This is a genomic window from Stenotrophomonas sp. Ste96, assembly GCF_024519495.1.
In the GTDB taxonomy this organism is placed as follows: Bacteria; Pseudomonadota; Gammaproteobacteria; order Xanthomonadales; family Xanthomonadaceae; genus Stenotrophomonas; species Stenotrophomonas bentonitica_A.
On the sequence record NZ_JALJRX010000001.1, the window covers coordinates 806,055 to 816,744 of the forward strand.

General features: G+C 66.2%; 12 protein-coding genes. 7 read left to right on the plus strand and 5 right to left on the minus strand.

Annotated elements, in window-relative coordinates; all coding sequences use genetic code 11:
* Positions 1-50 precede the first annotated feature (50 nt).
* The gene (locus OC373_RS03820; protein ID WP_019182656.1) at positions 51-701 is read left to right on the plus strand and encodes an SCO family protein; all 651 of its coding nucleotides are present in this window, start codon (positions 51-53) and stop codon (positions 699-701) included.
* Positions 698-1,540: an archaetidylserine decarboxylase gene (gene asd, locus OC373_RS03825; protein ID WP_046273246.1), complete on the plus strand. Its 843-nt coding sequence runs from the start codon at positions 698-700 to the stop codon at positions 1,538-1,540. The genes OC373_RS03820 and asd overlap by 4 nt, the downstream gene beginning before the upstream one ends.
* A 99-nt stretch (positions 1,541-1,639) precedes the next feature.
* On the opposite strand, the gene OC373_RS03830 is transcribed toward asd, so the two are convergent.
* Positions 1,640-1,981: a ribonuclease E inhibitor RraB gene (locus OC373_RS03830; protein WP_070425601.1), complete on the minus strand. Its 342-nt coding sequence runs from the start codon at positions 1,979-1,981 to the stop codon at positions 1,640-1,642.
* Positions 1,982-2,095: 114 nt separating this feature from the next.
* Positions 2,096-3,700, minus strand: coding sequence for a transglycosylase SLT domain-containing protein (locus OC373_RS03835; RefSeq protein ID WP_261997110.1), 1,605 nt, complete (start codon positions 3,698-3,700; stop codon positions 2,096-2,098).
* A gap of 121 nt (positions 3,701-3,821) precedes the next feature.
* Between OC373_RS03835 and OC373_RS03840 the strand changes: the two genes are divergently transcribed.
* Both OC373_RS03840 and greB read left to right on the plus strand, forming a co-directional pair.
* Positions 3,822-5,327: a DUF853 domain-containing protein gene (locus OC373_RS03840; RefSeq protein WP_261997111.1), complete on the plus strand. Its 1,506-nt coding sequence runs from the start codon at positions 3,822-3,824 to the stop codon at positions 5,325-5,327.
* A 55-nt stretch (positions 5,328-5,382) separates the two neighbouring features.
* Positions 5,383-5,886: a transcription elongation factor GreB gene (gene greB / locus OC373_RS03845; RefSeq protein ID WP_261997112.1), complete on the plus strand. Its 504-nt coding sequence runs from the start codon at positions 5,383-5,385 to the stop codon at positions 5,884-5,886.
* A gap of 74 nt (positions 5,887-5,960) precedes the next feature.
* Here the strand turns inward: greB and OC373_RS03850 are convergent, their stop codons facing one another.
* Positions 5,961-6,791 (minus strand): DUF3025 domain-containing protein, encoded by an 831-nt coding sequence (locus OC373_RS03850; RefSeq protein ID WP_261997333.1) that lies wholly within the window; start codon positions 6,789-6,791, stop codon positions 5,961-5,963.
* Positions 6,791-8,155 (minus strand): 30S ribosomal protein S12 methylthiotransferase RimO, encoded by a 1,365-nt coding sequence (gene rimO, locus OC373_RS03855; RefSeq protein WP_261997113.1) that lies wholly within the window; start codon positions 8,153-8,155, stop codon positions 6,791-6,793. The genes OC373_RS03850 and rimO overlap by 1 nt, the downstream gene beginning before the upstream one ends.
* A gap of 203 nt (positions 8,156-8,358) precedes the next feature.
* Between rimO and OC373_RS03860 the strand changes: the two genes are divergently transcribed.
* Genes OC373_RS03860 through OC373_RS03870 form a run of 3 tightly spaced genes read left to right on the plus strand, consistent with a single transcriptional unit; the run spans position 8,359 to position 9,638 of the window.
* Positions 8,359-9,036: a dienelactone hydrolase family protein gene (locus OC373_RS03860; protein WP_070425606.1), complete on the plus strand. Its 678-nt coding sequence runs from the start codon at positions 8,359-8,361 to the stop codon at positions 9,034-9,036.
* Positions 9,033-9,455, plus strand: coding sequence for an HIT family protein (locus OC373_RS03865; RefSeq protein WP_019182648.1), 423 nt, complete (start codon positions 9,033-9,035; stop codon positions 9,453-9,455). The genes OC373_RS03860 and OC373_RS03865 overlap by 4 nt, the downstream gene beginning before the upstream one ends.
* Before the next feature lie 15 nt (positions 9,456-9,470).
* Positions 9,471-9,638, plus strand: a complete 168-nt coding sequence (locus tag OC373_RS03870; RefSeq protein ID WP_019182647.1) for a DUF5668 domain-containing protein — start codon at positions 9,471-9,473, stop codon at positions 9,636-9,638.
* 227 nt (positions 9,639-9,865) lie between these two features.
* Here OC373_RS03870 and dcd read toward each other — a convergent pair whose 3' ends face one another.
* Positions 9,866-10,438 (minus strand): dCTP deaminase, encoded by a 573-nt coding sequence (gene dcd, locus OC373_RS03875; RefSeq protein WP_019182646.1) that lies wholly within the window; start codon positions 10,436-10,438, stop codon positions 9,866-9,868.
* Positions 10,439-10,690 lie beyond the last annotated feature (252 nt).

The following is a 10,690-nucleotide window of genomic DNA, read 5'->3' on the forward strand; positions in this document are numbered from 1 at the left end:
CACCGCCCGCATCCCTCTATCATGGTGGCCACTTCCGGGACGGGGCCCTTATGTTCAATCGCAATGTCGGCATCATCCTGCTGATCGCCCTGGCCGCTGGGCTGGGCCTGGTCGTGGCCCAGAAGGTCTTCGCGCCCAAGCCGGGCGGTGAACGACCCGCCACGGAATCGATCACGTTCTACCCGCAGCCGCGCCCGCTGCCCGATTTCAACCTCGGCCAGTCCGACGGCACCCGCCTGATCCCCGGCGAGCTGAAGGGCCATTGGACCCTGGTGTTCCTCGGCTTCACCTTCTGCCCGGACGTCTGCCCGACCACGCTGGCCGATCTGGCCCAGGCCCAGAAGCAGTGGGAAGCCCTGCCTGAAACACTGCGCCCGCGGCTGGTCTTCATTTCGGTCGATCCCGAGCGCGACACCCCGGCGCGGCTGGGCGAGTACGTCCACGCCTTCCACAAGGACACGCTGGCGGCCACGGCGGATGTGCCCTCGCTGGAGCGCTTCGCCACCTCGCTGGGCTTCGTGTTCCAGAAGGTGCCGGGCAAGCATTTCGATGAAAACCCCGAGGACTACACCCTCGAGCACTCGGCCAGCCTGGCCGTGCTGGACCCGGAAGGCCGCCTGGCCGGCCTGATCCGCCCTCCTTTCCAAGCGCAGGCCATCGCCCGCGACCTGCAACTGCTGACCGAGAAATCCGCCCCATGAGTTTGATGACCACGCTGAGCTACGCCCTGCCCCACCGCCTGCTGTCGTCCATGGCACGCAGACTGGCGTACTCGAGCAACCCGCGGATCTCGCGCTGGCTGATCGATACCGTGACCGCCAAGTTCGGCGTGAACCTGGCCGAAGCCGCCAACCCGGACCCGCGCAGCTACCGCACCTTCAATCAGTTCTTCACCCGTGCGTTGAAGCCGGGCGCGCGCGTGGCCGATGCCGATCCGCGCACGCTGGTCATGCCGGCCGACGGCCGGATCAGCCAGCTGGGCACGATCGAGGACGGGCGCATCTTCCAGGCCAAGGGGCAGTCCTTCACCGCCGCCGAACTGCTGGGCGATGCCAAGGATGCGGAAGTCTTCCACCACGGCCTGTTCGCCACGGTGTATCTCTCGCCGAAGGATTACCACCGCGTGCACATGCCGTGGACCGGCACGCTGCGCGAGACGGTGCATGTGCCGGGTCGGTTGTTCAGTGTCGGGCCGGCGGCGGTGAACAAGGTGCCCGGGCTGTTCGCCCGCAACGAGCGCCTGGTCTGTCACTTCGATACCGATTTCGGCCCGATGGTCTCGGTGATGGTCGGCGCACTGCTGGTCTCCGGCGTGGAGACAGTGTGGGGCGGCGAGGAGATCCCGGCCTACGGCGATACCATCACCCGCAAGGATTACCGCGGCAAGGGCATCACCCTGGAGCGCTTTGCGGAGATGGCGCGCTTCAATTACGGCTCGACCGTGATCGTGCTGCTGCCGCCGGGCGTGGCCGAGTTCGCGCCGCATCTGGACGCCGAGCATGCGGTGCAGTTGGGGCAGGCGCTGGCCACCCTGAAGTGACGGTAGTGCCGGCCCATGGCCGGCACTACCCGGGCTCACGCCCATAAAAAAACGCCCCGGGAAACCGGGGCGTTTTTTTGTGTGCGATGTTCCGCTCGATCAGACCTCGACCGGGCCGACGTCCATGCCGTCGTAGTCTTCCACGCCGTTCGCTTCGGCCAGCGCCTGCAGCTCGTGGTTGCGGGCATCCAGCGAGGCTTCGGTGTGGACCTCGGCGCGCTCCACGTGCAGCACGTGGTACGGGGCCTCGCCCTCTTCCAGGTCCGGCTCGAACACTTCCACCAGGGTGTACCCCATCTCGACCAGCTTCTCGCCCAGGCCGTGCAGTGGCTCCGGGGTGGTGTTGACGAAGAAGTAGCCCCACAGCATCGGGCCGTTGAGGTCCCAATCGGTGTTTTCACGGATGTTGGCGAACATCTCGTTGATCGCGGTGATATCCATCTTGCTGTCCTGTCTGCGTGTTGCGGTGAGCACCGACCCGTGGCCGACGCTGCGATGGATGTGCTGGGCCGGGCGGCCGCAGGCGTGATGCCGGCGAGCCTACCCGGTTATGGCTTACTTGTCGCAGCCCTGCAGCTTGATGCTCTGGCCCTGCCTGAGCGAATAGGCCGGCGCCTTGAGGCCGTTGGCCCGGGCCAGGGTCGGTACGTCGCACTGGAACCTGGCCGCGATCTTGCCAAGGGTCTCGCCTTTGCCGACCTTGTAACTGCGGGCCGGCTTGGCCTTCGGCTTGGCGACCGGCACGGCGACGGGCGCAGCCGGGGTCACCGCCGGCATGGCCTGGGCCTGGGCGACCGGGACCACGCTGCCCACCGCCACGTTGCCGGTGTAGCTGACGGCCGTGGGACGCACGATCGCCGCATTGAGGTCGGCGGTGATCAGGGTGCGGGCCAGATCGGCACGCGGGCCGCTGACACAGAAGCGGTTGTACAGCCCGGCGATGCGGGTGGTCGCGTTGATCGTGGTGCCGGCCGGAATCCAGCCGTCGGCCTCATAGCGCGGGTTGAGGTTGCGCAGCGCGCGCATGTAGCCGTCGCGGGTGCCGGCGCTGCCCAGGCAGATGGTCAGCTCATAGATCGTGGTCGACTTGGCCAGGCGGATGGTGGCCGGCTGTGCGCTGATCTTCGGGAACTCCACGCCGTACTGCTGCGGGTGCAGATAGATCCAGGCCGCGGCGATCACCATCGGCACGTAGTCCTTGGTCTCGCCCGGGAACTGGTTGTAGACGCTGTCGGTCCAGAAGCTCTGGCCCGGATACTGGCGGAACACCCGGATGGCACGGCCCTCACCGCCGTTGTAACCGGCCAGCGACAGCTCCACGCTGTTGTTGAGCTCGCGCATGCGCTCGTTGAGGTAGGTGGCGCTGGCCTCGGCCGCGCTGCGCGCATCGAAGCGGGTGTCGAAGCCGGTGCCATCCGGGCCCAGGCCGAAACGACGGCCGGTGGCCGGCATGAACTGCATCAACCCCGCCGCGCCCGCACGCGAGGACGCATGCACCCGCCCGTTGGATTCCTTGGCCATGATGCCGAACAGCAATGCTTCGGGCAGGCCACGCTTTTCCCACTCCGGCCACATCACCGCCCGCAGGTTCTGGTAGTTCTCGTAGCTGGTGAGCAGCGCCGGGCGCATGTCGGTCAGCCAGCGGCGGATGCCCGCCTGCACGGCCGGGTTGTATTCGACCATGGTGTCGAAGGCGTGGCGCTTGTCATTGAGCAGCGCTGCGGCGCGGGCAGCTTCGGGCACGTCGGCAGCCAGCGGGCCGACATGGTCCGGGTCGGCCTCCAGCAGGGTGCCGTCGGCGATGACGGTGCCGTCCTCGCTGTCCTGCTGGCTGTCGGCGTTGCTCTTGAGCAGGCGCTTGTAGGTCGGCAGCAGGTTGCTGACCTGGCAGCCCTTCTGGGCCACGCAGGCGCTGATCACATCCTCCATGTCCTCCAGCGCGGCATCGGCCTCGTTGGTGCCTTTCGGGTCGGCATTGTTCACCAGCACCAGCGCCGCGTTGTAGCGCTTCTCGGCGGCTGTCATGCGCTGATCGAGCGCCTCCACCTTGGCCTTGTCGCGGGCGGAGACGCGCTGGGCATGGGCCTCGGGGACGAACGACAGCATCGCGGCGACCGCCAGCAACGGCCAACCACGGACAAGCAAGACAGGAACGGGCATTTTTGGCACTGTGTGCGAACGATGGGGCAGAGTAGCCGTGCCGCTTGCATCGGGGCAACCCGTCTGCCGGCCGGTCAGTGCCGACGTTTAGAATCCCGCCTATTCACACTGCGAGTTGACCATGGATCCGATTCTGCTCGGCAAAGGCATCACCGACGATATCCCCGTCACTCTGTTGCCGCGGCTGGGCAACCGGCACGGCCTGGTGGCCGGCGCGACCGGTACCGGCAAGACCGTCACCCTGATGACGCTGGCCGAAGGCTTCTCGCGGATCGGCGTGCCGGTGTTCCTGGCGGATGTGAAGGGTGACGTGTCCGGCCTCGCTGTAGCCGGTGCCGGGACGGATGCGCTGCTGCAACGTGCGAAGGACCTGGGCGTGGCCGACTACGCGCCCGCCGCCAGCCCGACCATTTTCTGGGATCTGTACGGCAAGCTCGGCCACCCGGTACGCACCACGGTGAGCGAGATGGGCCCGACCCTGCTGGCCCGCATCCTGGAGCTCAACGACACCCAGGCTGGCGTGCTGGACATCGTGTTCAAGCTCGCCGACGACCGCGGCCTGCTGCTGCTCGACCTGGATGACCTGCGCGCCCTGCTCGGCCTGGTCGCCGAAGAGCGCAAGGACATCTCCACCGAATACGGGCTGGTCAGCGCGCAGACGGTGGCGGCCATCCAGCGTTCGCTGCTGCGCCTGTCGCAGGACGGCGGCGAGGCCTTCTTCGGCGAGCCTGCGCTGGAGCTGGCCGACATCATGCGCGTCAACCACGACGGCCGCGGCGTGATCGGCATCCTCGCCGCCGACCAGCTGGTACTGAAACCGCGGCTGTACTCGACCTTCCTGCTGTGGCTGCTCTCCGAGCTGTTCGAAACACTGCCCGAAGTGGGCGATCTGGAGAAGCCCAAGCTGGTCTTCATCTTCGATGAAGCGCATCTGCTCTTCGATGACGCACCGCCGGCGTTGGCGCAGCGCATCGAGCAGGTGGTCCGGCTGATCCGCTCCAAGGGCGTGGGCGTGTATTTCTGCTCGCAGTTCCCCGATGACGTGCCGGCCAACATTCTTGGCCAGCTCGGCAACCGCGTGCAGCACGCGCTGCGTGCGTTCACCCCGCGCGACCAGAAGGCGGTGAAGGTCGCCGCCGAAACCTTCGTGCCCAATCCGAAACTGGATGTGGCTGCCACGCTGGCCAAGCTGGGTACCGGCGAGGCACTGGTCTCCACGCTGCAGGACAAGGGCATCCCCTCCCCCGTGCAGCAGACCCAGATCGCACCGCCGCGCTGCCGGATGGGCGCGATCACCGAGGCCGAACGTGCGCAGGTGCGCGCCGGCAGCCCGGTCGGCACCCGCTACGACACCGCGATCAATCGCGACTCGGCGGCGGAACGGCTGGCGCAGCGCGCGCAGAAGACGGTCGAGCAGGCCGATGCGCCCAAGGCCCGCACCCGCCAGCAGGATGAGGCGCAGGAGGGCGGCTTCGGGCAGAGCATCAAGGATGCGATCTTCGGTACCAAGCGCCGCCAGGGCATGATCGAGACCATGGCCAAGCAGACCACGCGCACCGTCGGCACCAAGCTGGGCAACCAGATCGTGCGCGGCCTGCTGGGCGGTATTTTCGGCGGAAAGCGCTGATACTCCGTGTCGCGCCGCATGGCGCGGCACCTTTTGACGAGCACAAGCAGACCTGATGTCGCGTTGGCGTCCCCCCGCGGAAAAAAGCACGGCCCTGATCACCGCACAGGGCCACCAGCGGCTGAAGACCGAACTGGACGAGTTGTGGCGGCACAAGCGCCCGGAGGTGGTGAAGGCCCTGGCCGCAGCCGCCGCGGAAGGCGACCGTTCCGAGAATGCCGAGTACACCTACCGCAAGAAGCAGCTGGGCGAGATCGACCGGCGCGTGCGTTACCTGACCAAGCGACTGGAGGCGCTGCGCATCGTCGATACGGCGCCGACCGATCCGAACGCCGTGTTCTTCGGCGCGACGGTCGAGCTGGAGAACATCGACTCGGGCGATATCCACGTGTACCGCATCGTTGGTCCGGACGAGACCGACGCCGGTGCCGGCTGGATCAGCATCGATTCGCCCTTGGCCCGCGCATTGCTGAAGAAGCGCGTGGACGATGAGTTCGAAGTGGAACTTCCCAGCGGCCGCCATGGGTTTGCGATCCTGTCGGTGGCGTACCCGGGCTGAAAGGGAGTGCATCCACGCATGGCGTGGATCTACAGGTGGCGCCGGAAACCAGCGGGGCTAGAGCAGCCGCCGAATCACCCCAGCGCTGTGGGATACACGCGCCCCGGGCGCAACGGGCGGAAGTAGTCGGCCCGCGCATAGAAGGTCGCCGCCTGCCGCGCGTGCCACCCGGGAATCCCCGCCAACGGCAACGGACGCAGCTCCAGCGGATCACCAAGCCACTCACCGTCCGCGATGGCCTGCGCCACCGCCGCGACCGCACTGGCATCGTCATCGCCCTGTACCAGCACGCACTTGCCGACCAGCAGGCGGTCCGGCAGCAGGGCCTGCTCCAGCAGCGCATGCCCGATCACCGCCGCGACGGCGATATCACCGTTGCACCAGTGCCCTGCTCCGTCCACGAACAGCGCCGGCCAGTCGTGCCGGTCCCATGCGCCCAGCAGCGCAGGGTAGCGCACCCGCACGATCACGCCTGTTTCGTCGAACTGGGTCAGTGCAGCCTGCGCACGGTTGCGCTGCCCCGGCGCCATCGCCGCGATGTGCCGGCATTGCTGCTGGTTGAGCGCGCGCTTGATGGCAGGGTAACGCGCCCAGATCAGGGCGTTGAACAGGTCATGCCAGTTGTCCGCACGCGTGGCGATCCGGCCGCGCCCGGCGATGCGCGTTTCATAGTGCAGGCCGTCAGCCAGCAACGCCTCGTCCTGCTCGGCCAGATGCTTGTCCGGCAACGCGAGGCGTGCGTCGAGCGCTGCGATGGTGGGCCAGTCGGGTGCGCCCATCAGATCCTGGAACTCGCGCAGCCCGGCATAGATCGGCTGTGCGAAGCAGGCCGCATCCACCGCGTTGCGCGGTGGTGCGATGAAGCGGCGTCGACCGCCAGTATCGGCAGCCGACGCCGATACGATCACAGCACGTGCAGATCGAACGGCTTGCGCGCTTCGGCGGCGAGGATCGCGTCACCGAACAGATCGTGGTCGTCGCTCTCGGTGATCTCCACATCGACGAACTGACCCACGCGCAGCTTGGCTTCTTCCGCGTTCTGGATATGCACCAGACCGTCGATCTCCGGCGCATCGGCCTTGGAACGGGCCACCGCGATGCCGTCTTCGATGGCATCGACCAGGCACTGCTGCACGGTGCCGATCTTGGCTTCCAGGCGCGCGGCGGAAATCTCCGCCTGGCGCTCCATGAAGCGGGCCAGGCGCTCCTGCTTCACTTCTTCGGGCACCGCACCGGGCAGATCGTTGGCGGTCGCGCCGGTGACCGGCGAGTAAGCGAACGCACCGACGCGGTCCAGCTGCGCCTCGTCCAGGAAGCTCAGCAGCTCCTCGAACTCGGCATCGGTCTCGCCGGGGAAGCCGACGATGAAGGTCGAGCGCACCGTGATGTCCGGGCACAGCTGGCGCCAGCGCTGCACGCGCTCGAGCGTCTTGTCGACCGCGCCCGGGCGCTTCATCAGCTTGAGGATGCGCGGGCTGGCATGCTGGAACGGGATATCCAGGTACGGCAGGATCCGGTTCTCGGCCATCAGCGGCACGATCTCGTCCACGTGCGGGTACGGGTAGACGTAATGCATGCGGGTCCACGCATCCAGCTCGGAGAGGCCTTCGCACAGCGCCTTCAGGCGGGTCTGGTAGGCCTTGTCGCGCCACATGCGCTCGGCGTACTTCACGTCCACGCCATAGGCCGAGGTGTCCTGGGACACCACCAGCAGTTCCTTGACGCCACCACGCACCAGCCGCTCGGCTTCGCGCAGCACCTCATCCACCGGGCGCGAGACCAGCTTGCCGCGCATCGAGGGGATGATGCAGAAGCTGCACTTGTGGTTGCAGCCTTCGGAAATCTTCAGGTACGCGTAATGGCGCGGGGTCAGCTTGATGCCGTAATCGGGCACCAGATCCACGAAGGGATCGTGCTTGGGCGGCAGCGCGGCGTGCACGGCCTCCATCACGCTCATGTAGTCCTGCGGACCGGACACCGCCAGCACGTTCGGGTAGGCCTCGCGGATCTGCTCCGGGCGTTTGCCCAGGCAACCGGTGACGATCACCTTGCCGTTGGCGTTCATCGCCTCGCCGATCGCATCCAGCGACTCGGTCACGGCCGAATCGATGAAGCCGCAGGTGTTGACCACCACCACGTCGGCCGAGTCATAAGAGGGAACGATGTCGTAGCCCTCGGACCGCAGCTGGGTCAGGATGCGCTCGGAATCGACAAGGGCCTTCGGGCAGCCAAGGCTGACGAAGCCGACTTTGGGGTTCAGCTGGGACATGGATCGCAAGGACTCTGGGGGCCTGGGCCCATGCCGGAATGGCGTGGGGACCTGGGGCCGGAAACGGCGGCAAGTATACCGGCGTTCAGCCCGCGCCCCTGAACCGGATCGGGTCGATCCCGCCAGATACCGCATTCCCGCTGACATCACGCTAACCCGCGCGGGGCCGATAATGAATGCCTGAACCAACGGAGTCTCGCACCATGGGTGAGTGGATCACGCTCGATACGCATTACGGACCGGTCCGCGCCTGGCAGGCAACGCCGGCAGGCAAACCGCGCGGGGGCCTGGTGGTGATCCAGGAGATTTTCGGCGCCAACCCGCACATCCGCGCGGTGGCCGACGACTATGCCGCCAAGGGCTATGCGGTGCTGGCCCCCTCGTTCTTCGACCTGGCCGATTCGGCCCCGGACGGGACCGAACCGCCGGAACTGCCTTATGACAGTGAAGGCGTGGCCGCCGGCCTGCAGATGGTGGACGAACTCGGAGTGGAAAAAGCGCTGGAGATCGTCCGGGCCGCCGCGTCGCGGCTGGCACCGGCTGGCAAGGTCGGCACGGTGGGCTACTGCTGGGGCGGCAGCATCGCCCTGCTCTCCGCGCTGCGCCTGGGCCTGCCCTCGGTCAGCTATTACGGCGCCCGCAATGTGAAGTACCTGGACGAAACGCCCAAGGCGCCGGTCATGTTCCACTTCGGCGCCCAGGACAAGAGCATCCCGCCTGAAGCGATCAAGGCCCACCGCGAGAAGCTGCCGCAGATGGCCACGTTCGTCTACCCGGCCGATCATGCCTTCAACCGCAGCGTCGGACATGCGTATGATCCAGACAGCGCCCACCTGGCGCTGGAACGCACCCTGGACTTCTTTGCGGAGCATCTTGGATGAGCGAGTTCGAACTGGATTCACGCCTGGCCACCGACAGCGTACTGGTAGCAGAAGGGCCGTTATCGCAAGTGCGATTGATGAACGATGAAAGGTATCCCTGGCTGATCCTGGTCCCACGCCTGAGTGGCGTGACCGAATGGATCGACCTGGATGGCGAGCAGCAGGACAAGCTGCGGACCGAGTTGAACCGGGCGTGCAAGGCGCTCAAGGGCACCGATGGGGTCGAGAAGATCAACATCGGCTCGCTGGGCAACATCGTGCGCCAGCTGCATTTCCATGTGATCGGGCGCCACGTCGGCGATCCGGCATGGCCGGGCCCGGTCTGGGGCCAGGGGCAGGCACACCGTTTTGACCCGGAGGTGCTGGCCGAGCGTGTCGCACTCTGGAAGGAACGGCTAGGATATTCGCCCCAGCCCTAGCGGACCCTGCCCCTGATGCGTTCCAACCTTGTCGCCGCCATCGTCCTGATCCTTGTCGGCCTGTTCCTGCTGGCCAGCAATCTGGGCTGGACCAACATGAACATGGGAAAGCTGATCCTCACCTGGTGGCCGGTCGTGCTGGTGGCGGTTGGCATCGGCCTGCTGTTCGGCCGAGGCAAGTAGAGCGGACCGTTGGTCCGCTGCTTTTCGGCCCGCTGCTTTGGGTCACCACGCCGCACGTCGGACCAAGCCACAAAAAAAGCGCGGAGTACTCCGCGCTTTTTTTGTGGTCGCCCCTTGATGGGTGACGGTAACCGCAGAAGCAGCCGACCAACGGTCGGCTCTACCAGGCGCGGACGCGGCAGCACGCCCGGGGATCGATCAGGTGCGCCGCGCCACCGGCGTGATCATCAGGTCCGCGGCAGCGTGACGCCGGTCTGGCCCTGGTACTTGCCACCGCGGTCCTTGTAGGACGTCTCGCAGATATCGTCCTTGTCGGCCTGGAAGAACAGCATCTGGGCCACGCCTTCGTTGGCATAGATGCGCGCCGGCAGCGGCGTGGTGTTGCTGAATTCCAGGGTCACATGCCCTTCCCACTCCGGCTCCAGCGGGGTCACGTTGACGATGATGCCGCAGCGCGCGTAGGTGCTTTTGCCCAGGCACACCACGAGCGTGTCGCGCGGGATGCGGAAGTACTCCACGGTGCGCGCCAGCGCGAAGCTGTTGGGCGGGATGATGCACTCATCACCCACGATGTCCACGAAGCTGCCCGGGTCGAAGTGCTTCGGGTCCACGATGGTGGAGTTGATGTTGGTGAACACCTTGAACTCGCGCGAGCAACGGACGTCGTAGCCGTAGCTGGAGGTGCCGTAGCTGACGATGCGCTGGCCGTTGGCCTGCTTGACCTGGCCAGCTTCGAACGGCTCGATCATGCCGTGCTGCTCGGCCATCTGACGGATCCAGCGGTCACTCTTGATGCTCATGTTCGATCCTGGCTGGGGACAATTGGACAGACGCCCGGGCCAGCGATTCTACAGCGACCTGTGATGCTCGCCTACGCGCTTCAGCGTGACCGGGAAAGGCGCGAATCAGCCCAACTACTCTCGCTCTAAAGTGAGACATATAACCTCTAATTATCTCATTTTTACAGAATGGTTGCGCCGCGAAGAACTGTTCATTATGGTTTCATTAAGCCTGAACGCTCGATTCAGGTAGGGATATTCAGTCACCGTAAA

What these genes read in the sequence shown, in the direction of transcription:
- dcd (WP_019182646.1), bottom strand. Translation starts at nt 10,438, where the DNA reads ATGAGCATCAAGAGTGACCGCTGGATCCGTCAGATGGCCGAGCAGCAC.
- rimO (WP_261997113.1), bottom strand. Translation starts at nt 8,155, where the DNA reads ATGTCCCAGCTGAACCCCAAAGTCGGCTTCGTCAGCCTTGGCTGCCCG.
- asd (WP_046273246.1), top strand. Translation starts at nt 698, where the DNA reads ATGAGTTTGATGACCACGCTGAGCTACGCCCTGCCCCACCGCCTGCTG.
- greB (WP_261997112.1), top strand. Translation starts at nt 5,383, where the DNA reads ATGTCGCGTTGGCGTCCCCCCGCGGAAAAAAGCACGGCCCTGATCACC.
- OC373_RS03860 (WP_070425606.1), top strand. Translation starts at nt 8,359, where the DNA reads ATGGGTGAGTGGATCACGCTCGATACGCATTACGGACCGGTCCGCGCC.
- OC373_RS03820 (WP_019182656.1), top strand. Translation starts at nt 51, where the DNA reads ATGTTCAATCGCAATGTCGGCATCATCCTGCTGATCGCCCTGGCCGCT.
- OC373_RS03870 (WP_019182647.1), top strand. Translation starts at nt 9,471, where the DNA reads ATGCGTTCCAACCTTGTCGCCGCCATCGTCCTGATCCTTGTCGGCCTG.
- OC373_RS03865 (WP_019182648.1), top strand. Translation starts at nt 9,033, where the DNA reads ATGAGCGAGTTCGAACTGGATTCACGCCTGGCCACCGACAGCGTACTG.
- OC373_RS03840 (WP_261997111.1), top strand. Translation starts at nt 3,822, where the DNA reads ATGGATCCGATTCTGCTCGGCAAAGGCATCACCGACGATATCCCCGTC.
- OC373_RS03830 (WP_070425601.1), bottom strand. Translation starts at nt 1,981, where the DNA reads ATGGATATCACCGCGATCAACGAGATGTTCGCCAACATCCGTGAAAAC.
- OC373_RS03835 (WP_261997110.1), bottom strand. Translation starts at nt 3,700, where the DNA reads ATGCCCGTTCCTGTCTTGCTTGTCCGTGGTTGGCCGTTGCTGGCGGTC.